Below are 22062 nucleotides of genomic sequence, written 5' to 3' on the forward strand. Positions count from 1 at the left end.
GGATGCGAACGCTGTCAAACGACGGATTCCGCCACAAGGCGAATCCTGAACACGGGCTTCCTGCCCTCGTCGAGCAACTCCATATGCCACTCGCTGTTCTGCTTGAGATTGCGCGAGATGGTGCCGAGGAAGTTGCTGCAGACTTTCGTCATCTCGGCCCACGCGGCCTCGCGGCTCTCGAACTCCGTCCCCTGATCGTATGCACCGGCGTAGGCACCGTGACTGATCCGAAAAAAATACTGCGCCATAACACTACTCAAATGCGAGAGCCGCCTCCGATCCCTCGTGAGACGTTGGAGAGTGAGTAGCTACCAAGGCATGAGCACCGCCATCCGTATGACTACGGCTTGTCGGCGGAGACATTTCTCGCGCGTGGATATATCGGTCGCGTCAGTCAGTCGAGCGGCGCAACTCGGGCGCGTTCTCGATCTTCGCCGGTTCGGCCCTGACGGGCTCGAGCTTGGTGCTTTCGACGCGAGGCGTTTCCACACGCGACGTCACGTCGGCGCGCGACGCATCGGCTGAACGAGTCTGCTCCGATGCACGTAGCGAACGGGGCCGCGCAACCGCGCGCGCCATCAGCATCTGCTTGCCGCCCTGATTGCGGAAATCGCAATACGCGAAGCCCATGCCGGAGACCGAGCCGCGGAACGAACGTTCATCCCGCTTGTCGAGGTTGAAGCAAGGCTCGAATGGCAGGCCCTTCAGCGAGGCGCAGACGCTCTGGCCGCGGATCTGCAACGTGTTGCCGGGCAAGCGCACATGACGGAGCGGGCCGGAGCCGGAGAACTGGATCGAGCCCGCCGCGCCCATGTCGTCGAGGATGCGGCCCGCGCCGCGGGTGCCATCGAAACAGGTGAAGGCGAACACCTTGCCAGCGACGAATTTACGCGCCTCTTCCGCACTCATCATGCCTGCGAGTGCCGGCACGACCATCGCTCCGGCCGTGACGGCCCCCAACACCAAACGCGCAAGCATGTACCTACTCCACTTACGAGCGCGGGCTCCCGCACCTTGAGCATGATCCTCGCACAAACGCTTCCGCGCCGATAGCGAGGGAAATCCGGCCCCCCGGATCATGCCGCAGGCTTCTTTACCCACTGCTTACCATACGAACAGTGGCAACATTGGAGCAGCTTGGTTGGTAAATTCTGAACGCGGTCAGACTATTTTTACCACGATCCGGCCGCGGACCTCGCCGGCGAGGATTTTCGGGCCGTAAGCCATCACATCGCCCAAGGAAATTTCACTAGTTATATCAGTGAGTTTTGCCTTATCCAGATCGCTGGCGAGACGACGCCAGGCGGTTCGCCGCAGTTCGATCGGACACATCACCGAATCGATACCGAGAAGGCACACTCCGCGCAAAATGAAGGGAGCCACCGAGGTCGGCAGGTCCATGCCGCCCGCCAGACCGCAGGCGGCGATGGCGCCGCCATACCGGGTCATGGAGAGGAGATTAGCGAGCGTGGTCGACCCGACGCTGTCGACACCGCCGGCCCAGCGCTCCTTCGCCAGCGACTTGGCGGGGCCGGACAACTCGGCGCGATCGATCACCTCGGACGCGCCGAGGCTCTTCAGATAGTGCGCTTCGGCCATTCGCCCGGTCGAGGCAATGACGTGATAGCCGAGCTTGGACAGCACCGCGGTCGCCACCGAGCCGACGCCGCCGGCAGCGCCCGTCACCACGATCGGGCCGCTCTTGGGCGTTAGCCCGTGTCTCTCCAGCGCCAGCACCGACAACATCGCGGTGTAGCCGGCGGTGCCGATCGCCGCTGCATCGCGCGCCGAGATTCCATCCGGCAGCCGCACCAGCCAATCGCCCTTCACGCGCGCCTTCTCGGCGTAGGCGCCGAGATGGGTCTCACCCATGCCCCAGCCGTTGCAGACCACTTTGTCGCCAGCCTTCCAGGCGGGATGGCTGGATTGTTCGACCGTGCCGGCAAAATCGATGCCGGCGATCATCGGGAACCGGCGCACGACCGGCGCCTTGCCGGTGAGCGCGAGACCGTCCTTGTAGTTTAGCGTCGACCACTCGACCCGCACGGTAACGTCGCCATCCATCAGTTCGGCTTCGTCGAACTGCGTGAGCGCGGCGGAGGTACCCTTGTCCGCCTTGTCGATCCTGATCGCCTTGAAGGTTGCCACGATAGCTCTCCCCGAAATTCCGGTTTCGGGGAATGTTTAGCCCATCAGGCCGGCCGCGCAACCGCGCGGGCGACGGGTGCTTCCACTATCGGCAAATTGATCAGCGCTGACAACACACCGAACAGCACCGACAGCCACCAGATCGGCGTATAGGAACCATAGTGCTCGAACACGATGCCACCGAGCCAGACGCCGAGGAAGCCGCCGACCTGATGGCTCACGAATGCAAATCCATAGAGCGTGGCAAACCAGCGCGTGCCGAACATCAGCGCCACCAGCGCTGAGGTTGGCGGCACCGTAGAGAGCCAGGTCAGGCCGGAGATCGCGCCGAACGCGATCGCCGAGAAGGTCGTGATCGGAAACGAGATGAAGGCGATGGTCGAGAGTGCGCGGGTGAAATAGATCAGCGACAGGATGTAGCGCTTCGGAAACAGGTTCTGCAGCCACCCGACGCTGAGCGACCCGACAATATTGAACAGGCCGATCGCCGCGATCACCCAGCCGCCGGTCGACGCCGGGATGCCGCGATCGGCGAGATAAGCCGGCAGATGCACGGTGATGAAGGCGAGTTGGAAGCCGCAGGTAAAGAACCCGAGCACGAGTAGCACATAGGAGCGGTGCCCGAAGGCCTCGGCAAGCGCGGTCTTGAACGACTGCTGATCGGCGGCCGGAGCGGCGCCGGTCTCCGCGCGCGGCGTCGAAAGCGCGAGCGAGAGCGGCAGGATCAGCAGCATCAGCGCGCCGAACACGACAAGCGCAGTCTGCCAGCCGAAATTGTCGATCAGCGCGACGCCGAAAGGAGCGAACAGGAATTGGCCGAACGAGCCCGCCGCGGTGCCGGCACCGAGCGCGATGCCGCGCCGTTCGGGCGGCAAGAGCTTGCTGAAGGCCGACAGTACGAGGTTGAAGGACGAGCCCGACAGGCCGAAGCCGATCAACACGCCCGCGCCGATATTGAGCGACAACGGTGTCGTCGAGTAGCGCATCAGCAGCAGGCCCGCGGCATAAAGCAGCGCGCCGACCACCATCACACGCAGAACGCCGAAGCGGTCGGCGATCGCACCGGCGAAGGGCTGGCCGAGGCCCCATAAGAGGTTCTGGAGCGCGAGCGCAAGGCCGAACACGTCGCGACCCCAGGCGAACTCGCGACCCATCGGCTGCACGAAGAAGCCGAGGCTCGACCTCGGCCCGAAACTCAGAAGCGCGATCGCGCAGCCGCAGATGATGATCACGAGCGGGGTGCGCCACGTGGCGGAGGTTGGACGAAGCTCGCCGGTGGTCACAGCCATCTTGTCGGTCCCCCGCAGTTTCTGGCGGGAGTGCCCCCGCGCAAAATGTTACGGGGAGTTAATGCAGGTGCATGCAAATCCCAAGGGGGGGCGGCGGAAAAAATCAAGGCGCAGAGCAGCTCTGCAAAATCTGGGAGAGTGCGCGTCCCGCCACGAAGTGCGATTCGACGAGCCGATGATCGCTTGAGCCAATCCCGCTGCAGGTCCCAGCCCGGCCCTGGCGGGGTGAAGCTACCGCTTCGCGCTGGCGTGTTCGGCGGAACTTTGCGCGGCTTCGGCGAGCTGCGCCGAGATCGCGGCGGTCTCGGTCGGGTTGCCCCAGCTCGGCGCGTCGCTGCCGTCGCCCCAGGCACGCGGGCGATAGAAGGTGTGCACACCGAACTTGTAGGTCTTCTTCATTTCGCTGACCCAGGAGGGCCGTACCCAATAGGCATGATAATGGGTCGAGCGATCGACCTCCGGCAGCCACAAGCGGCCATCCAGCATCGCCTTCGCGATCTTCTGCGCGCGTTCCCACATATCGGGCTCGCGGATGACATCTCGGATGTTGTCGCAGGCGAAGGTGAACTGGCAGGCGAAATGGCGGTGCTTGTTCTGGTAGACCACACCGCACACGGTGTCGGGGTATTTTCCTGAGAAGGCACGGTTCAGCACGACTTGCGCGACCGCGATCTGGCCGCGCACCGCTTCTCCGCGGGCCTCGAAATAGACCGCTTCGGCCAGGCACTTTTCCGACTTTGCGCGCGATTTCTCGTCGAACAGGCCAAGCCGCTCCGCCGGCGTCTTGGCGCGTTGGTTGTCGGCATTGACCTCGCCCTTCGGCGCGATGCTCTCGCCCATCTCGCCGGCCCGGACCGGGCCGTCAGCATCGACAGGTAGCGACGCCATCACTTTCATGTCCGGATCAGGCCCCGCAGGGGGCGTGATGATTGTCGGCTCCTCGCCGGGCTGCCAGCGCTCCATGTTCTCGGGCGTGCCGAGCGACGAGCCAAAGAACAGGGTCGAGGTCTTGAACGAAAACGCATCGCGCGGCGTCGTTGCGGGCTCGGCTGCAGCCTTCGCGGCGCCCTCACCCTTGAGGTCGTCGTGCGGGGCAACCTCGCGTGACGACGACAAATCATACTGCGGATCTTGCGGCGGCGCCGCATATTGCGGCAACGGCGGTGCACGCAGCGCTTCCTGCAGCTCGGGATCGAGCGGCGCGCTCTCGGCGGTCTTCATGCCCATGACCGATGAATTCGAGGTCGACGGATCCGCGTTAGACGGCGCATTGCCTGCCGGCGCGGCGGGCTCGACCGGACCGGGCTTTGCGATGGCGAGACGGTCGCCCTTCAGCGTGCGATCGACCTTGGGAAAATCGGAGGCCTGGTAGCGCGGTGGCGGCGCGGCGAGCGGATTGTGCGTCACGCTCCCCGTGATGTTGATGCCCTGATTGTCGAGGCTTGCGAAGCGATATGTCGCGGTCTGTGGAGCGGATGTGCCGATCGGACGGCCAAAGCTGTAGGTCGCGACCTGGATGGAACCAACCGCGGAAGCAAACACTCGCTTCTGCCAGCGCTCGGCGACGCCCGGCTGTCGGGCCAGCAGCGCGGCGATATCCTGATATCCGATCTCGGTTGGCATCAACGCGAAGATGCTGAGACCGAGGCCGAAGAGCGCAAGGCGGACGCTCTTCGGCTGGTTACACAACACAAACATCGTACGCTCACGCAACGCTTACTCAGTGCAATCGAATACGGTACGTCCGCGCAATTCGACCTTTTTTGTTGCTATCGAATTTAGGTTGCCGCCGGGTTAACCGGCGTTGCTTGCGCGCTACACACAAGCGATTGCGGGCTTTTTGCCCGACGCATCGAAAGCGTTGGTAAATGCGCGACGGATGGAAGTGGTAAACAATCGGTCAACAAAACAACGAAGCCGAGCGGCGCTACGCCTCGCTTGCAATGACGAGGCCGGGGTCAGCGGCTGGATCATGCTTTAAGAAACGAAAATGCCCGGGACGAGCCCGGGCATGACGTTGTGTTCGCCAATATCGCTGCAGCATCACGCCTGGCTGGCGATCGCCTTGCCCAGCGCCGCCTGCGCCGCGGCGAGACGCGCGATCGGCACGCGATAGGGCGAGCACGAGACGTAGTCGAGGCCGACCTCGTGGCAGAAGGCGACGGAAGCGGGATCGCCGCCATGTTCGCCACAGATACCAACCTTGAGGCTCGGCCGCGTCTTGCGCCCGCGCACGACCCCGATCCTGACGAGTTCGCCGACGCCGTCGCGATCGACCGAGATGAACGGATCGATCTCGAGAATGCCCTTCGCAACGTAAGTGCCGAGGAAACTCGCGGCGTCATCGCGGCTGATGCCGTAGGTGGTCTGCGTCAGATCGTTGGTCCCGAAGGAGAAGAACTCCGCAGTCTCCGCCACCTGGCCGGCCATCAGGCAGGCGCGCGGCAGCTCGATCATGGTGCCGACCTGATAGTTCAGCCTGACGCCGGTCTCCTTCATCACGGCCTGCGCGGTCGCATCTATCCGCGCCTTCACGACATCGAACTCGGCCTTGGTCGCGATCAGCGGCACCATCACCTCGAGGCCAACCGCCTTGCCGGTACGCTTGCCGGCTTCGACGGCGGCTTCGAAAATGGCGCGCGCCTGCATCTCGGCGATCTCGGGGTAGGCGATCGCCAGGCGGCAGCCACGGAACCCGAGCATCGGGTTGAATTCGGCAAGCTCGCGAGCGCGATCGGCGAGCTTGCGCGGATCGGTGTTCATGGCACGCGCCACTTCCTCGATCTCGGCCTGCGTGTGCGGCAGGAACTCGTGCAGCGGCGGATCGAGCAGGCGGATCGTGACGGGCAAGCCCTTCATGATCTCGAACAATTCGACGAAGTCGGCGCGCTGCATCGGCAACAGTTTCGACAGCGCGGCGCGGCGCGACTGCTCATCCTCGGAGAGGATCATCTCGCGCACGGTGCGGATGCGCGTCTCCTCGAAGAACATGTGCTCGGTGCGGCAGAGGCCGATGCCCTCGGCGCCGAACTTCACCGCGGTGCGCGCGTCATCCGGCGTGTCGCCGTTGACGCGGACGCCGAGCTTGCGGGCCTGGTCGGCCCAGCCCATCAGCGTGCCGAACTCGCCGGAGAGTTCCGGCTCGATCATCGGCATGCGGCCGGCCAGCACCTGGCCGACCGAGCCGTCGATGGTGATGACATCGCCGGTCTTGAAGGTGCGCTGGCCCACGCTCATCGTGCCGCGCCCGTAATCGACGCGGATGGTGCCGCAGCCGGAGACGCAGGGCTTGCCCATGCCGCGCGCGACCACCGCCGCGTGCGAGGTCATGCCGCCGCGCGTCGTCAAAATGCCTTCGGCGGCGTGCATGCCGTGGATGTCTTCGGGGCTGGTCTCGATGCGGACCAGAATCACCTTGCGTCCGTCGGCCTGCAGCTTGGCCGCTTCGTCCGACGAGAACACGATCTCGCCCGAGGCCGCACCGGGCGAAGCCGGCAAACCGGTCGCGATCACGTCGCGCTTCGCGGCCGGATCGATGGTCGGGTGCAGCAGCTGATCGAGCGAGGCCGGATCGATCCGCGTCACCGCGTCCTGCTTGGAGATCAGACCCTCATTGGCGAGTTCGACCGCGATGCGCAAGGCCGCCTTCGCGGTGCGCTTGCCGCTGCGGGTCTGCAGCATCCACAGCTTGCCCTGCTCGACCGTGAACTCCATGTCCTGCATGTCGCGGTAGTGCTTCTCGAGCAGCGTATAGATCCGCGTCAGCTCCTTGAACGCCGCGGGCATCGCAGCTTCCATCGACGGCTTGTCGGAACCGCTTTCCTGGCGCGCGTCCTCGGTGATGTCCTGCGGCGTGCGGATGCCGGCAACGACATCCTCGCCCTGCGCATTGATCAGGAATTCACCGTAGAGCTTGCTCTCGCCGGTCGAGGGGTTGCGCGTGAAAGCAACGCCGGTGGCCGAGGTCTCACCCATATTGCCGAACACCATCGCCTGCACGTTGACGGCGGTGCCCCAGGACTCCGGAATGTCGTGCAGCTTGCGATAAGTCACCGCACGCGCATTCATCCAGGATGAAAACACCGCGCCGATCGCACCCCACAACTGGTCGTGCGGATCCTGCGGGAAATCGTGTCCGGTCTCCCGCGCCACCGCCTCCTTGTACTTGGCAACCAGCTCGACCCAGTCATCGCCGGTGAGGTCGGTATCGAGCGAATAGCCCTGGCTGTCCTTGAAGGTGTCGAGAATGTCCTCGAAGTGATGATGCTCGAAGCCGAGCACCACGTCCGAATACATGGTGATGAAGCGGCGATAGCTGTCATAGGCGAAGCGGCGGTCGCCCGAGAGCTCGGCGAGCGCTTCGACCGTCCGGTCGTTGAGGCCGAGATTGAGCACGGTGTCCATCATGCCCGGCATCGAGGCGCGCGCGCCTGAGCGCACCGACACGAGCAGCGGATTCCTGGCGTCGCCGAACGCCTTGCCGGTCAGCTTGCCGACATAGTCGAGCGCCTTCTCGACCTGCGCCTTCAATTCCTTCGGATAGGTCTTGTCGTGCTCGTAGAAATAGGTGCAGACCGACGTCGGGATGGTGAAGCCGGGCGGCACCGGCAGGCCGAGATTGGCCATTTCCGCGAGGTTGGCACCCTTGCCGCCGAGCAGGTCGCGCAAGCCAGCCTGACCCTCCGCCTTGCCGTCGCCGAACGTATAGACCCACTTGCCGGCCTTGATTGCGGCGGCTGCCGTTTTCGCAGCCGGGACCTTGGCCACGGGTTTTGCAGCCGGCTTGGCGGCGGCTTTCGGCGCCGCCTTGGCAGCGCTCTTCAGTGTCTTGCGCGCCTGCGGCGCGGCCTTGCGGGCCGAGACGGAGGACTTTGATTTCGCTGCAACTTTCTTGGACTTCGCGACGGCTTTGGCCATGTCAGACAACAATTCCGTAAGAGGGGTCGAAGATGCGCGCCTTACACCATTTTGAAGGGTCTCGCGCAAGCCGCGAAACCCTGCTTTCGCGTTAGAGGTGCAGCCAGCGCAACAAGCCCATTCCGACCAGTCCGACAAAGATCAGATAGATCGCGACAATGAAATTGAGGAGCCGCGGCATGATCAGGATCAGGATGCCCGCAATCAGGGCCACGATGGCAGGCACATGCGCAGCGGTGATGACCATTGAAATTTCTCCGGCTGGTTTTCGGAAGATCGAATCGAGGCGGCATCTTATCCGCTGAGGAAGTTCCGACATCAAGACGCCCGCCGCGCCAATGGGTTCCGCACCCACGGCATTTGCCCTGAAAATGCCGCGCATATGACAGCAATTTTTCGGAACATCGGCGTCGCGGATGCATTGGCTCGCAAGCGCGCTGGCGAAGGCCGGCGTCCTTCAGCGTGACGAATGGAATGGAGTGAGCCATGCGAAACAGAATTCTTGCCGCTGCAGCGGTTACGGCTGCGATCGCGGTGCCGGTTGTTGCCGCGCAGGCGCAAACTGTGGGCATCGTTCGCGGCGGTTCGGTTGCGATCGAAGCGGACGGAGGCATCGCGGCCGACCAGCGCCCGGCGTTCCGCGAATACATCGTGCGCGAACGCGTACCAAATTACACGATTCCGGATCGCGTCGTGGTCGGCTCCGTGCTGCCGGAAGTCGGCGTGACTTATTACGACGTGCCGCAGCGGTTCGGCGCGACGCCTTATCGTTACACCGTCGTGAATGGCGAGACCGTCCTGGTCGAGCCGCGCTCGCGTCGCATCATTCAGGTGGTCGAATAAACCAGATCGCCTGGACGATGGGTTCGGGCGCCGCGCAAGCGGATGTGCGCGAGATGCGACCGGACCTGGAAGCCCCGCCCGGCGTTTTCTTGGGCGGGGCTTTTCTGTTGTCTGCAGAACACCCACGCTGTTGGTCCATCAACCCTCGACCTTGGAGAAATCCGCAACCGCACGCGTCGCGGCGCGGATTTCGTTCAGCAGTTTCAGCCGGTTCTCGCGGACCTTGGGATCCTCGTCATTGACCTTGACCTTGTCGAAGAAGGCATCGACCGCCGGCCGCAATTTTGCCATCGCGCTCATCGCGGCGGCAAAATCTTCCTTGGCCACCGCGGCAGAAGCTTCGCGCTTTGCCTGTTCGATTGCCTTCGCCAACGCCTTTTCTTCACCGAGCGTGTAGAGCGCGGCATCCGGCGCGCCATCGAAGGTGCGCTTGTCCCGCTTCTCCTCGATCGCGAGGATGTTGCCGGCACGCTTGGTGCCCGCGAGCAGGTTCTTGCCGTCGTCGCTGTCGAGGAATTTTCCGAGCGCCTCGACGCGGCGGACGATGAGCAGGAGATCGTCCTGGCCGCCGAGGGAGAACACAGCATCGACAAGGTCATGACGCGCGCCCTGGTCGCGGAGCTGGACCTTCAGACGGTCGGCGAAGAAGGAGAGGAGATCATTCGGAAGCGTGTCGACATCCGCGTTCGCAGAAAAGCCCTTCATCGCGGACTTGGCGGTCGTCAGGATCGGCAGGCGCAGCGTGTTATCGACAATCAACCTGATGACACCGAGCGCGGCGCGGCGCAACGCATACGGGTCCTTGCTCCCCGTCGGCTTCTCATCGATCGCCCAGAAGCCGACAAGCGTGTCGATCTTGTCCGCCAACGCCACCGCCACACTCACCGCATCCGTCGGCACGCGATCGGCAGGCCCTTGCGGCTTGTAATGGTCTTCGCTTGCTGTGGCGACGGCGGCATCCTCGCCTTGCGCCAGCGCGTAATACTTGCCCATCAGGCCCTGCAATTCGGGGAATTCGCCGACCACTTCGGTCAGCAAATCCGCCTTCGCAAGGCGCGCAGCGCGCTTCGCCGTCTCGACATCGGCGCTGACCAGCGGCGCGATCTCCGCCGCGAGCCGCTCAACCCGCTTGATCCGCTCGGCCTGCGTGCCGAGCTTTTCATGGAACACGATCTGCTCGAACTTCGGCAGCCGGGCTTCCAGCTTCGTCTTCAGGTCGGTCTCATAGAAGAACTTCGCGTCCGACAGTCGCGCACGGATCACGCGTTCGTTGCCGGCAATGACGGTCTTGCCGCCGTCGGTCGCCTCGATGTTGGCGGTCAGGATGAACTTGTTGGCGAGCTTGCCCGTCCTGGAGTCGCGCACCACAAAGCACTTTTGATTGTTGCGGATGGTTGCGCGGATCACTTCATCCGGGATCGACAGGAATTCCTTGTCGAACGAGCCCATCAGCGCGACCGGCCATTCGACGAGGCCGGCAACCTCGTCGAGCAGCACATGGTCTTCGACGACCTCGTAGCCTTGCGCGAACGCCAGTTCCTTGGCGTCCTCAAGGATGATGTCTTTGCGCGTCTGCGGATCGAGCACGACCTTGGCGGCCGTTAGCTTCGCCTCGTAATCCTCGAAGCGACGCACACTGATCGCGCCCGGCGCCATGAAGCGATGGCCGTAGGTCGTCTGCCCCGCCTCGATGCCGTCGACCGAGAAATTCACGACGTCAGGCTCCTCGGTCTCCAGCCCAAACGTCGCGGTGATCGCGTGCAGCGGACGCACCCAGGAGAGCGAGCCGGATTTGGCCGAACGCGCACCCCAGCGCATGGATTTCGGCCAAGGGAAGGTGCGGATGATCACCGGCAGCATTTCCGCGATCACGTCGATCGCGGGGCGGCCGGGCTTCTCGATCAGTGCGATATAGAAATCGCCCTTCTTGTCGTTCTGGATTTTTGCTTCGCTGACCGAGGACAGGCCCGTCGCCTTCAGAAATCCCTGGATCGCCGGCTCCGGGCCGCCGACACGCGGGCCTCGGCGCTCTTCCTTGAGGTCAGGCTGACGCACGGGGATGCCGTGCACGGTCAACGCCAGACGCCGCGGCGTCGCGAACGCTTTCGCGCCTTCGTAGACGAGGCCTTCGGCGACGAGCTTGTCGGTCACCATGCGGCGCAAATCGTCCGCCGCCTTGGCCTGCATGCGCGCGGGGATTTCTTCGGAGAACAGCTCGAGGAGAAGTTCGGGCATCAGACCGCCCTGCCCGCTTCGGTGTGGACCCACGCCTCGCCGCAGGCTTTCGCGAGCTCGCGCACGCGCATGATGTAGCTCTGCCGCTCCGTCACCGAAATGACGCCGCGCGCATCGAGCAGGTTGAACACGTGGCTCGCCTTGATGCACTGGTCATAGGCGGGCAGCGCCATCAGATGTTCTTTCCGGTTGCCCTCTTGCCAGCCGGCCGCGAGATATTTACGGCAGGCGTCCTCGGCCATCCTGAACTGCTCGAACAGCATCGCGGTATCGGCAAATTCGAAATTGTGCCGCGAATATTCCTGCTCGGCCTGCAGGAATACGTCGCCATAGGTGACCCTCTCGTCGCCTTCGCGGCCGTTGAAGTTGAGGTCATAGACGCGGTCGACGCCCTGCACATACATCGCAAGGCGCTCCAGCCCATAGGTGAGCTCGCCTGATACCGGCGCGCATTCTACGCCGGCGACCTGCTGGAAATAGGTAAACTGGGACACTTCCATGCCGTCGCACCAGCATTCCCAGCCCAGCCCCCATGCCCCGAGCGTCGGGCTTTCCCAATCGTCCTCGACAAAGCGGATGTCGTGGACGCTGGAATCGATACCGATCGCGGCAAGCGACTTCAGGTACAGTTCCTGAAGGTTCGGCGGCGACGGCTTCATGATCACCTGGAACTGGTAGTAGTGCTGCAGGCGATTCGGGTTTTCGCCGTAGCGTCCGTCCTTCGGCCGCCGCGAGGGCTGCACATAGGCCGCATTCCAGCGCTTCGGGCCCAGCGCGCGCAGGGTGGTGGCGGGATGGAAGGTGCCAGCGCCCATTTCCACGTCATAAGGCTGCAGAATGACGCAGCCCTGCTCGGCCCAGAATCGTTGGAGAGCAAGGATGAAGCCCTGGAACGATCGTTCCGGGCGCATGTGGTCAGGCAAAGCGTCCATCGTCAGAAACGGTCTCGCGAGGGGGTGGTGAGCGCGCGGGACCGTATCGGCGGCAGCCAACGGAATCAAGGCGATGCGGGGTAGTTCCGGCAGGCCCGCCTCTCCCCGCAAGAGCGGGCGATGGAGATCCAAGCCTTAATCCGGACGGTAGGCTCCGGTCACGGGGTCGCGGCGGAGAGTCTTGATCTCGCCTGTGCGGGCGGCCTCGGCGAGGCGGGCAAGCCGCGCCTCTTCCAGTTCCTGGTTGATCCGCGTGGCAGTCCGATAAGCCCAGCGGACCACGGTCAAACCACCCAGCACCCCTGCGAATGCGATCAACGGCGGCATCAGTCGATCCTTGTCGTTCAGCTCGGTCATGCCCCCAATATCAGGCATTGTCGCGCAAGCGCGGCTGCACCGCAATTGGGCTTTTGGGGCTAAATGGCGCGCTCACGTCCATGTGTCAGAACCCGAATTTGGCCCAAATCGCCCTTGTTTCGAGCGCGGAGATCAGATCGTCCGGCAGGCTTCCGAGACCGTCCAACGCCGCGAGCGACCCTGCCCCGGGCGCCCGCCTGCCGAACAGACCGGAGAGCAGGCCACTTGCAGGCGCAATCACGGGCGTCAGCACCTTCTCGCCGTAACGGGCGCGCAGCGTCGAGCGGAGGTCGCCGATACCGTCGGCCAAGCCAAGGTCAACAGCGGTTTCGCCCGCCCAATATTCGCCCGTGAACAGCACGTCGTCGGCGCCCTTCAGCCGGCTGCTGCGGCTCTGCTTCACCAGCGTGATGAAGATCGCATGGATCTCGCGCTGGATCGCCTTCAGCCGTGCAACGTCATCAGGGTTTTCGGGGAGGAACGGATCGAGCATCGCCTTGTGGCTGCCGGCCGTGTAGAGGCGCCGCTCGACCCCGATCTTCTTGATCAGTCCCTCCAGACCAAAGCTGCCGCCGACCACGCCGATCGATCCCAGAATCGATGATGGATCGCAATAGATCTCGTCGCCGGCGCAAGCGATCATGTAGCCGCCGGAGGCCGCAACGTCCTCGACGAACACCAGGACCGGCAGCTTTTTCTCGGCGGCGAGCTGACGGATCCGCAGGTAAATCTGCCGCGATTGCACCGGAGACCCACCCGGCGAATTGATCACCAGCGCCACAGCCTTGGCATTCCTCGTGCCAAATGCCCGTTCCAGCATCTTGGCAACGCCGGCGAGCGTCATGCCGGGCCTGAGCGGCGTCACCGCGCCGATCACCCCGGATAGCCGCACCACCGGAACGATGGCGACGCCCCGCCGCAACCGCGCCGGAAGCACGCTCTGCACGCGCTCGATCAGTCCCGGCCGTCCCGCGCGATCACTTATTTGTTCACTCATGCAGTTACCTCGAATTAACCATTTTTTATCCCGTCACTGTCATTGGGATGGTTGGAACGCGTTTTGCATTTTGGTCGTTGTGGCTGCAATGGCGCTGCGGAGAGCGACATGAAAATCTATCTTTTGATTCTGTTGATCAGTACCCTCCTCGCGGCGATTCACTTTACGTCGAGGCCTGAACGGCAGTCGAAAACGGCTTCCCAGTAAGCTCCCCACGCAATGACAGGGGCAGCCACGCTGCCCTCACCGTCCAACGAGTGGCAAGTTCCCTTTCCCGGCCAAGACCTCCTTCACCTCTTTATTAGGCACACCTGACTCATCATTGAGCAGCAGCGCGGCATGGATGCATGTCGGCGCCCGTCCGCCCTTGGTGGCGCGGATCAGGATCCGGATCGCCGGCGCGGTCCCATCAGCGTGAACCGGCAGAATCTCGACGCTGCCGAAGCCGCGCTCAAGCGCAGTCAAGACCTCGCCGATGCCGTCGGCCCGCCAGATCAGCGCCAGCCTGCCGTTCGATTTCAGGATCCGCCGCGCGGCGTGCACCCAGCCTTGCAGCGTCGTCGCGCTCGCCACGTGCGCGACTTCGCGGATCTTGTCCGGGGAGGCGCGATGCCTTGCGGCATCGTTGAACGGCGGGTTCATCAGCACGACGTCTGCGCCGTCGGGGGGAAGACCTGCGGCTGCGAAAGCTTCGGCTGACGCCTCGACGTCGAGCACCGCGACGTCGGCTGCAATCGCATTGGCCGCAGCATTGCCGCGCGCCAATTCCGCCAGTGCCGCATCGATCTCGACAAGAACAAGCGCGATGCCCGGAACCCGCCGTGCCACGGCGAGGCCCGCGGCGCCGACGCCGGCGCCGAGATCGACGACACGATCGCCCGCCCGGGCCGGCGTCGCGGCAGCAAGCAGGATGGCGTCATGGCCGGCGCGATGGCCGGCACGCGGCTGCCGCAACAACAACTGCCCGCCGAGAAAACCGTCCTCAGTAACGGCGGCAGGCTCACTCATCGGAGCGCAATTCGTGGCCGAGGCCGGCCTCGGTCAGAATCTGGCGCGCCTCTCGGTGATCATCTTCATGCACCAGGATTCGCCGCGGCAGCACGCCGAGCGAGCCCTCGATGATGCTCATGTTCTGGTCCAGCACCAGATGATGGATGTTGGCGCCATCGAGCAGCGCGCCGATGGCGGAAACCAGCACCAGGTCGTTGGTCCGAACCAATTCCCTCAAATCACGTTCTCCTGAGAAAGCCGGCTTTCACGCGCCTGCGACACCTGTCAACAGCTTCGTGGCCTTGCCGCTTCAACGCGCAGTTTCTATTGTTATAGCTCAGGATAGCGCGAATTCGGCAAAATTGGAGACCAGCGTGGCGGTTATTGTACCCTTCGAGAGCCCGTCCAATGCATCGATCGACGGGCTGGTTGGGCTTGTCGCCGCCGACATGGAACGTGTCAACGCGACCATTATTTCGCGCACTGGCTCCGAGGTCACCATGATCCCCGAGGTCGCCAACCACCTGATCTCTTCCGGCGGAAAAAGGCTGCGTCCGATGCTTACATTGGCGATGGCGCAGCTCTCCGACTATTCCGGGGACGGCCATGTCAAGCTCGCGGCCGCGGTCGAGTTCATGCACACCGCGACGCTGCTGCATGACGACGTGGTCGACGAGAGCGAGCTGCGCCGCGGGAAATTGTCTGCGCGGATGCTGTGGGGAAATGAGGCGAGCGTGCTGGTCGGCGACTTTCTGCTCGGGCAGGCGTTTCGCATGATGGTCGAGGTCGGCTCGCTGCGCGCGCTCGACATCCTTTCGGCTGCCGCCGCCACCATCGCCGAGGGCGAGGTGATGCAGCTCGCGGCCGCAAAGAACACCGCGACCACCGAGGACGAATACCTCGCGGTGATCAGAGGGAAGACCGCCGAGCTGTTTGCCGCCGCCTGCGAGGTCGGCCCCGCGATCGCCAATCGGCCGAAGGCAGAGCAGACTGCGTGCCGCTCGGTCGGCATGAATCTCGGTATCGCCTTCCAGCTCGTCGACGACGTGCTCGACTATGGCGGCAAGTCCGCCAAGCTCGGCAAGAATGTCGGTGACGATTTCCGCGAGGGCAAGATCACGCTGCCGGTGGTTCTGGCGTTCCGCCGCGGCAACGACAGCGAACGAAAATTCTGGATTCGCGCGCTGGAGCGCGGCGAGATCGGCCCGAACGATCTCGACCACGCCATCGGCCTGATGACCAAGCACCGCGCCCTCGAAGACACGATCAGCCGCGCCCAGCACTATGGCGCGATGGCCGTCGACGCGCTCGCGCTGTTCCCGCCCTCGCCGATGAAGACGGCGCTGGAAGAGGTGGTCGCGTTCTGCCTCGCACGATCGCATTGACAACTCGGTTCTTATTCCATCAGAACCGATAATGCTGTTGAGCGCGATGAGGCGAGGATGAATCATCATCGCGCTCTATTTTCTGTTTGAGCACGACCTTTTCGGAAGACCGCTACACACTCTTCCGGATCATACGCTAGCTCAGCGAGCCCGCATGCACCCACCAAGTGGGGTGATCGGCGCGAAGTTTCTCGCCGGCGGCGCGGGCATCAGCGTCTTTCTCGAAGATCGCAAAACAAGTCGCACCCGATCCCGACATGCGCACGAGCCGCACGCCGGCGGCAGCGCCGAGCGCCGCCAGCACATCGCGGATCACGGGTTCGACGCGCGCGGCTGGTCCTTCGAGGTCGTTGGTACCGCCGGCGAGCGCGTCGATCCATTCATTGATCGCGCAGCCCGCCTCCGGCCAGGATGGCGTCTGCATCAGGACATCGGTGGCGCCGATCAGGAGTTCGCCATGACGCAGGCCAAGCGCATTGAACACGTCCTTGGTCGCGACCGGCACCCGCGGATTGACCAGCACACATGGTAGTTTCGGCAGGCTGAGCGGCAGCAGGGTCTCACCGACGCCGGTCATGTCGCAGGCGCGCGAGCCGAGGCACACCGGCACATCGGCGCCGGCCTGCAGCGCAACCTCGCGGATCCGCACATCGTCGATAGCAAGCTCGTTGAGCCGCGCGAGCAGCCGCAGCGCCGCGGCCGCGTCCGCCGAGCCGCCGCCGATGCCGGCGGCGACCGGCAGCACCTTCTCCAGCGTGAAGTGGCCCACCTTGAGGTCCGCGACGCGCTCGCCGAGCAGGCGCGCGGCCTTGATCACCAGATTGTCTGACGTTTCGCCGCAGTCGGCCGCGAGTGGACCCGCCAACTCCAGCGAGAGCGTGGAGCCCGGCTCTAGCGTCAGGCGATCGGCGCAATCGGCAAATGCGACGACGCTCTCCAGATCATGATAACCATCGACGCGGCGGCCAACGACCCGCAAGGTGAGATTGACCTTGGCACGCCCCTCTTCAACCAACGCCGGCACGGCGAAACAACCCTCAATAAAAATCAGATCGGGATGCGATTACAGTAAATCGCATCACGATCCTATCCCTTTGTTTGACACGGATTTCACGCGCAATCTGCCATCCCGGCCTGTCCCGGGTGTGACAATTCGAAAGCGTTAGCGCCGAAGTCCCGCGCGGCCGCGGCCCTCTCCGATCAGCCGCCCTTGCCTTCTTCTTTCTTCTTGTCGACGGAGGCCGCGGACGACGTGTCCTCGGGCAGACCGTTGTCGATCTTGGCCTGGATCTTCGGCAGTTCTTCGGGCTCGGGCTTGAGGTCGCGCGCATGCGCCCACTGGAATTTCGCCTCCAGCGTACGCCCGACGCGCCAATAGGCGTCGCCGAGATGGTCGTTGATGGTCGGGTCTTCGGGCTTCAGGTCGATCGCGCGCTCGAGGTTCTTCACCGCCTCGTCGTAATTGCCGATGCGGTAATAGGCCCAGCCGAGCGAATCCACGATGTAGCCGTCGTCGGGGCGCTGATCGACGGCACGCTTGATCATCTTCATGCCTTCGTCGAGGTTGATACCCTGGTCGATCCAGGAATAGCCGAGATAGTTCAGCACATGCGGCTGCTCGGGCTGCATCTCCAGCGCCTTGCGCATATCCGCCTCGGCCTTGTTCCACTGCTTGGAGCGCTCCTCGCAGATGCCGCGATAGTAGTAGGTGACCCAGGCGTTCTTGTCGCCGCCGGCCGGCAGCGCGTCGATCGCCTGCGAATAGGTGGTCGCGCAGTCGGAGAATTTCTTGCGGCCGCGCTCGATGTTGCCAAGCGCCATGATCGCCTCGACATCCTTCGGCGATTCCGCGGCGACGTCCTTGAGAATCTTGATCGCCTCGTCGCTGCGGTCGGCGGCGTCGAGATTGGTCGCGAGCTGAATCTGGGCGTTGCGTTTCAGCGACGAACTCGCCGGCATCCGCTCGTAGATCTTGATCGCCATCTGCGGCTTCTTCACGGATTCATAGAGATCCGCGAGCGACAACAGCGCCAGCGGGTGATGGGGCTGCAGATAGAGCGCAAGCTGAAGATAGACCAGCGCGAGATCCTCCCCGCCGCGCCGCGTCAGCGTCGCGCCGATGCCGTAGAGCGCCTCGGCGGCGCCGGCCTGCGCCGAATCGACGAGCGGCGGCAGTTTCTTGCCTGCCTTCGCTTCCTTGATGCCGTCGATCACCAGCGGATGACGCGGCAGCTTCTTGTCGAACGCCTCGTACATCGCGGTCGCGGTTGCCGCATCCTTGTTGCGCGACGACCAGCGCGCATATTCGTCAACCGTTCGCAGCATGGAATCGTCGAGCTTGTAGGCGCGCTCGAGACGCGCGCCCGCGTCCTTTTCCTTGCCCGCGAGTTCAAGGATCATGCCGGCATGCAGGTCCTTGAAGATCGGGTACCAATCCGGCCCGGTCAGCTTGTCGATATTCGCGACAGCGGTCTTCGAATCGCCGGCGCCGTAGCTTGCCCACGCCGTGAGCAGAGTCGCGATGAGGTCGGTGATGGGCCCGCGGACCGATTGATTGATGTTGGACTGCGCGCTTGCGTATCTCTTCAGCTTGAGATCGCGGACGCCGACCACGAGACGCGCGACGCGATTGGCCTTGTCCTGGCTCAGGATGCGGTCGGCGAGTTTGACCGCCTCGTCGATGTCGCCGTCCGCGAGCGAGGAGATGAAGGCGCGGTCCAGCAGCTCACTGTTCTTCGGATCGGTGCGCAGCGCCGAGCGGTAAAACGCCGCAGCCGACGCCGCGTCGCGCTCCACGCTCGCATGACGCGCGGCAAGATAGCTGCCGGCGGTGGTCAATGATTTCAGGTCGTTCCTGGTCGGAAACTGCGCCGTATTGTCGGTGGGATGGTCGGGCGTCTGCGCCAACAGCGAGCCGGGCGCGGCAAGCGCTGCGGCGGCTATGATTGCAAACGTCAGGCGGTTGAAACGATTGGACAGCATCACGGTCGCCTTGCTCCAGGGATTTACGGCCAAGATCCTGCGATCAATCTCGCATGCGAACCCAAGCGGCGGCATCACGGCTCGCGACAATGCCGCTTTTGGCGTCCAACCGCAAGGACGCGGCGAATCGATCGGCAGATTAGACCTTTACGGCCACCGAGCCAGCCGGTGCCATCGCAAAACGCTTGCACTGTGGCCGTATCGTGGCCGTCCCGGCCCAATCGCGCTGGAAAACCGAATGATCGACGCGCGACAGGTTCCACCTCTCCCCTTTCGGAAGGTCTCAAAAGACGAGGCGGAATGGAGTTTGGGGCGCCTCCTCGCGGCAGCGGCGCCCCACTCACGCAAACGTGGTCGCGCCCCGCATTTGTTACATCGCCTCGTAATTCGGTCCGCCGCCACCCTCGGGGGGAACCCAGGTGATATTGCCGTTTGGGTCCTTCACGTCGCAGGTCTTGCAATGGACGCAGTTCTGCGCGTTGATCTGGAAGCGCACTTCCGATCCCTCCCCGACCCATTCATAGACGCCGGCCGGGCAGTAGCGGTTGGAAGGGCCGGCGAAGACATCGTGCTCCGAGGCCTTCTGCAGATTCATGTCGGCGACCTTGAGATGGACCGGCTGGTCCTCTTCATGATTGGTGTTGGAGAGGAATACCGACGACAGCTTATCGAAGGAGATCTTGCCGTCCGGCTTCGGATAGGCGATCGGCTGGTGCTGCTTGGCTGCATCCAGCGTCTTGCGGTCGGGCTTGGCGTGCGACTGGGTTCCGAACAGCGAGAAGCCCAGCGTGTTGCACCACATGTCGATGCCGCCGAGCGCAACGCCGACGATGGTGCCGAACTTCGACCACAGCGGCTTGACGTTGCGGACCTTGTGCAGGTCCTTACCCACGGCGGAATCGCGCCAGGCATTCTCGTATTCGACGAGTTCGTCATTGGCGCGGCCGGCGCCGAGCGCGGCGGCGACGTGCTCGGCGGCGAGCATGCCCGAGCCCATCGCGTTGTGCACGCCCTTGATGCGCGGCACGTTGACGAAGCCGGCCGCGCAGCCGATGAGCGCGCCGCCCGGAAAGGTGAGCCGCGGCACCGACTGGTAGCCGCCTTCGGTGATCGCACGCGCGCCATAGGCGAGCCGCTTGCCGCCTTCGAACACGCCGCGGATCGAGGGATGGGTCTTGAAGCGCTGGAATTCGTCGAACGGCGACAGGTACGGATCGTCGTAATTCAGATGAACGACGAAGCCGACCGCGACGCGATTGTCGTCGTAGTGGTAGAGGAACGAGCCGCCGCCGGTGGAATTGTTCAGGGGCCAGCCGAACGAATGCTGGATCAGGCCCTTCTGGTGCTTGGCCGGATCAACCTGCCAGACCTCCTTCAGTCCGATGCCGAATTTCGGCGGCTCGCTCTTGGCGTCGAGCTGATACTTCGCGATCAACTGCTTGGAAAGCGAGCCACGCGCGCCTTCGGCGAACAGCGTGTACTTGCCGAGAAGCTCCATGCCGCGAGTGTAGGAATCCTTGTGCGTGCCGTCCCTGGCGATGCCCATGTCGCCGGTCGCGATGCCGCGCACGCTCCCCCTGTCGTCATAGAGCACTTCCGCCGCCGCGAAGCCCGGATAGATCTCGACGCCGAGCGCCTCCGCCTTCGGCGCGAGCCAGCGGCAGACATTGCCGAGCGAGCCGATGTAGCAGTGATGGTTGTTCATCAACGGCGGCATCATGAAGTTCGGCAGCCGGATCGCGCCACCGGCAGTCATCCAGTAGAAGCGGTCGTCCTTCACCTGCGTTTTCAGCGGGCAATCGGCATCCTCGCGCCAGTCGGGGATCAGTCTGTCGAGCGACAGCGGATCGATCACCGCGCCGGAGAGGATGTGTGCACCGACTTCCGACCCCTTCTCCACCACGACGATCGAGAGCTCGGGATTGAGCTGCTTCAGCCGGATCGCAGCCGACAGGCCCGAGGGGCCGGCGCCGACAATCACGACATCGAATTCCATGGACTCGCGCGGAGGGAGTTCTTCAGCACTCATGATCTGATCTCAGCCCGTTGAGAACGCTTCTAAGCTTTTCAGGGCCGTTGTTTCCGATTTTTGGCAGAAGGACAACCATGGAATTGCCGGTTGAGACGTTTCGCGCGCGCCCGATCCGTCCTAAATTGCCGATATCATGACCGTGCCGCCTGAACCCACCCCTACGCTGAAGCAATTGCTGGCCTTTTACCTCGAGGCCGGGGTCGATTGCGCGCTGTCCGACGAGCCCGTGAACCGGCTGGAGGAGACGGACGCTGTTCCCTCGCCCGCGCCGCGCCCGATGGTGCAGCCCGATCCGCCGCGGCCGATGCCGGCCGTTCCGCGCAGCGAAATCACCGTCGCGCCGGAGGCCGCGATCGCGTCCGCGCGGGAAGCCGCGCGCACCGCGCCGACGCTTGAGCTGCTGCGGTCGCTGCTGGAAAATTTCGACGGCTGCGCGCTGAAGCACACCGCAACGAAACTGGTATTCGCCGACGGCAATCCGGAAGCGCGCGTGATGTTCGTCGGTGAGGCACCGGGCCGCGACGAGGACATCGAGGGCCTGCCATTCGTCGGCCGTTCGGGAAAGCTGCTCGACCGGATGATCGCGGCGATCGGGCTCGACCGCGGCAAGGCGTATATCGCCAACGTGATCCCCTGGCGCCCGCCCGGCAACCGCACGCCGACGCCGCAGGAAACGCAAATCTGCCTGCCCTTCATCCGACGCCAGATCGAGCTCGTGAACCCCGACGTGCTGGTGACGCTCGGCAACCCCTCCACCCAGGCACTGCTCGGGACCCGCGAGGGCATCATGCGCACGCGTGGGCGGTGGTTCGACTACGACACCGGCACGCGCAGCATCCGCGCCATTGCGACGTTCCATCCGGCCTATCTGTTGCGCTCGCCGTCCTACAAGCGGATGTCCTGGCAGGACCTGCGCGCGATCGCGAAGGCGCTGCAGCAGGCGGCGGCTTCGTAG

General features: G+C 63.9%; 19 protein-coding genes. 3 read left to right on the plus strand and 16 right to left on the minus strand.

Annotation, left to right across the window (positions count from 1 at the left end; all coding sequences use genetic code 11):
- Positions 1–14 precede the first annotated feature (14 nt).
- From JQ553_RS26555 to JQ553_RS26585, 7 genes are all read right to left on the minus strand, one after another.
- Positions 15–248: a DUF6894 family protein gene (locus JQ553_RS26555; protein WP_212502997.1), complete on the minus strand. Its 234-nt coding sequence runs from the start codon at positions 246–248 to the stop codon at positions 15–17.
- 142 nt (positions 249–390) lie between these two features.
- Positions 391–978, minus strand: a complete 588-nt coding sequence (locus JQ553_RS26560) for a hypothetical protein (protein ID WP_212502998.1) — start codon at positions 976–978, stop codon at positions 391–393.
- A gap of 183 nt (positions 979–1161) precedes the next feature.
- The gene (locus JQ553_RS26565) at positions 1162–2148 is read right to left on the minus strand and encodes an MDR family oxidoreductase (protein WP_212502999.1); all 987 of its coding nucleotides are present in this window, start codon (positions 2146–2148) and stop codon (positions 1162–1164) included.
- A gap of 44 nt (positions 2149–2192) precedes the next feature.
- On the minus strand, positions 2193–3437 hold the full coding sequence (locus JQ553_RS26570) for an MFS transporter (protein ID WP_212503000.1): 1245 nt from the start codon (positions 3435–3437) through the stop codon (positions 2193–2195).
- A gap of 231 nt (positions 3438–3668) precedes the next feature.
- The gene (locus JQ553_RS26575) at positions 3669–5135 is read right to left on the minus strand and encodes a cell wall hydrolase (protein WP_212503001.1); all 1467 of its coding nucleotides are present in this window, start codon (positions 5133–5135) and stop codon (positions 3669–3671) included.
- Between the two features lie 345 nt (positions 5136–5480).
- Positions 5481–8354 carry a pyruvate, phosphate dikinase gene (ppdK, locus tag JQ553_RS26580; RefSeq protein WP_212503002.1) on the minus strand — a complete coding sequence of 958 codons (2874 nt, stop codon included), beginning with the start codon at positions 8352–8354 and terminating at the stop codon, positions 5481–5483.
- Between the two features lie 91 nt (positions 8355–8445).
- Positions 8446–8601 carry a DUF3096 domain-containing protein gene (locus JQ553_RS26585; protein ID WP_212503003.1) on the minus strand — a complete coding sequence of 52 codons (156 nt, stop codon included), beginning with the start codon at positions 8599–8601 and terminating at the stop codon, positions 8446–8448.
- Between the two features lie 239 nt (positions 8602–8840).
- Between JQ553_RS26585 and JQ553_RS26590 the strand changes: the two genes are divergently transcribed.
- The gene (locus JQ553_RS26590) at positions 8841–9197 is read left to right on the plus strand and encodes a DUF1236 domain-containing protein (protein ID WP_212503004.1); all 357 of its coding nucleotides are present in this window, start codon (positions 8841–8843) and stop codon (positions 9195–9197) included.
- Positions 9198–9335: 138 nt separating this feature from the next.
- On the opposite strand, the gene glyS is transcribed toward JQ553_RS26590, so the two are convergent.
- The 6 genes from glyS to JQ553_RS26620 all read right to left on the minus strand — a co-directional run bounded on the left by glyS (position 9336) and on the right by JQ553_RS26620 (position 14946).
- A complete protein-coding gene (gene glyS / locus JQ553_RS26595) occupies positions 9336–11432 on the minus strand; it encodes a glycine--tRNA ligase subunit beta (RefSeq protein WP_212503005.1) in 2097 nt (698 codons plus the stop codon).
- Positions 11432–12364, minus strand: coding sequence for a glycine--tRNA ligase subunit alpha (locus tag JQ553_RS26600; RefSeq protein WP_212503006.1), 933 nt, complete (start codon positions 12362–12364; stop codon positions 11432–11434). The genes glyS and JQ553_RS26600 overlap by 1 nt, the downstream gene beginning before the upstream one ends.
- A gap of 135 nt (positions 12365–12499) precedes the next feature.
- A complete protein-coding gene (locus tag JQ553_RS26605) occupies positions 12500–12691 on the minus strand; it encodes a hypothetical protein (RefSeq protein WP_212503219.1) in 192 nt (63 codons plus the stop codon).
- A 115-nt stretch (positions 12692–12806) separates the two neighbouring features.
- Positions 12807–13718 (minus strand): S49 family peptidase, encoded by a 912-nt coding sequence (locus JQ553_RS26610; protein ID WP_212503007.1) that lies wholly within the window; start codon positions 13716–13718, stop codon positions 12807–12809.
- Between the two features lie 243 nt (positions 13719–13961).
- Positions 13962–14726 (minus strand): tRNA1(Val) (adenine(37)-N6)-methyltransferase, encoded by a 765-nt coding sequence (locus tag JQ553_RS26615; RefSeq protein ID WP_212503008.1) that lies wholly within the window; start codon positions 14724–14726, stop codon positions 13962–13964.
- Complete coding sequence (locus JQ553_RS26620; protein ID WP_212503009.1) at positions 14719–14946, minus strand: DUF2007 domain-containing protein; 228 nt, start codon at positions 14944–14946, stop codon at positions 14719–14721. Before JQ553_RS26620 ends, JQ553_RS26615 begins: the two co-directional genes overlap by 8 nt.
- Before the next feature lie 136 nt (positions 14947–15082).
- Here JQ553_RS26620 and JQ553_RS26625 point away from each other — a divergent pair, with 136 nt between their 5' ends.
- Entirely contained in the window at positions 15083–16093 is a 1011-nt protein-coding gene (locus tag JQ553_RS26625) for a polyprenyl synthetase family protein (protein ID WP_212503010.1), read from the plus strand.
- A gap of 136 nt (positions 16094–16229) precedes the next feature.
- Here JQ553_RS26625 and JQ553_RS26630 read toward each other — a convergent pair whose 3' ends face one another.
- The 3 genes from JQ553_RS26630 to JQ553_RS26640 form a co-directional block, all read right to left on the minus strand.
- Positions 16230–17117 carry a 4-(cytidine 5'-diphospho)-2-C-methyl-D-erythritol kinase gene (locus JQ553_RS26630; RefSeq protein ID WP_212503011.1) on the minus strand — a complete coding sequence of 296 codons (888 nt, stop codon included), beginning with the start codon at positions 17115–17117 and terminating at the stop codon, positions 16230–16232.
- A 176-nt stretch (positions 17118–17293) separates the two neighbouring features.
- Positions 17294–19075, minus strand: coding sequence for a tetratricopeptide repeat protein (locus JQ553_RS26635; protein ID WP_212503012.1), 1782 nt, complete (start codon positions 19073–19075; stop codon positions 17294–17296).
- Positions 19076–19445: 370 nt separating this feature from the next.
- The gene (locus JQ553_RS26640; protein WP_212503013.1) at positions 19446–21104 is read right to left on the minus strand and encodes an electron transfer flavoprotein-ubiquinone oxidoreductase; all 1659 of its coding nucleotides are present in this window, start codon (positions 21102–21104) and stop codon (positions 19446–19448) included.
- A gap of 142 nt (positions 21105–21246) precedes the next feature.
- Between JQ553_RS26640 and JQ553_RS26645 the strand changes: the two genes are divergently transcribed.
- Positions 21247–22062, plus strand: a complete 816-nt coding sequence (locus JQ553_RS26645; RefSeq protein ID WP_212503014.1) for a uracil-DNA glycosylase — start codon at positions 21247–21249, stop codon at positions 22060–22062.

This window comes from Bradyrhizobium lablabi (genome assembly GCF_018131005.1).
Taxonomy (GTDB): Bacteria; Pseudomonadota; Alphaproteobacteria; order Rhizobiales; family Xanthobacteraceae; genus Bradyrhizobium; species Bradyrhizobium lablabi_D.

Coding starts and splice junctions, on each gene's coding strand:
- JQ553_RS26555 (WP_212502997.1), bottom strand. CDS start 248: ATGGCGCAGTATTTTTTTCGGATCAGTCACGGTGCCTACGCCGGTGCA.
- JQ553_RS26560 (WP_212502998.1), bottom strand. CDS start 978: ATGCTTGCGCGTTTGGTGTTGGGGGCCGTCACGGCCGGAGCGATGGTC.
- JQ553_RS26570 (WP_212503000.1), bottom strand. CDS start 3,437: ATGGCTGTGACCACCGGCGAGCTTCGTCCAACCTCCGCCACGTGGCGC.
- JQ553_RS26575 (WP_212503001.1), bottom strand. CDS start 5,135: ATGTTTGTGTTGTGTAACCAGCCGAAGAGCGTCCGCCTTGCGCTCTTC.
- ppdK (WP_212503002.1), bottom strand. CDS start 8,354: ATGGCCAAAGCCGTCGCGAAGTCCAAGAAAGTTGCAGCGAAATCAAAG.
- JQ553_RS26585 (WP_212503003.1), bottom strand. CDS start 8,601: ATGGTCATCACCGCTGCGCATGTGCCTGCCATCGTGGCCCTGATTGCG.
- JQ553_RS26590 (WP_212503004.1), top strand. CDS start 8,841: ATGCGAAACAGAATTCTTGCCGCTGCAGCGGTTACGGCTGCGATCGCG.
- glyS (WP_212503005.1), bottom strand. CDS start 11,432: ATGCCCGAACTTCTCCTCGAGCTGTTCTCCGAAGAAATCCCCGCGCGC.
- JQ553_RS26600 (WP_212503006.1), bottom strand. CDS start 12,364: ATGGACGCTTTGCCTGACCACATGCGCCCGGAACGATCGTTCCAGGGC.
- JQ553_RS26605 (WP_212503219.1), bottom strand. CDS start 12,691: ATGCCGCCGTTGATCGCATTCGCAGGGGTGCTGGGTGGTTTGACCGTG.
- JQ553_RS26610 (WP_212503007.1), bottom strand. CDS start 13,718: ATGAGTGAACAAATAAGTGATCGCGCGGGACGGCCGGGACTGATCGAG.
- JQ553_RS26615 (WP_212503008.1), bottom strand. CDS start 14,726: ATGAGTGAGCCTGCCGCCGTTACTGAGGACGGTTTTCTCGGCGGGCAG.
- JQ553_RS26635 (WP_212503012.1), bottom strand. CDS start 19,075: ATGCTGTCCAATCGTTTCAACCGCCTGACGTTTGCAATCATAGCCGCC.
- JQ553_RS26640 (WP_212503013.1), bottom strand. CDS start 21,104: ATGAGTGCTGAAGAACTCCCTCCGCGCGAGTCCATGGAATTCGATGTC.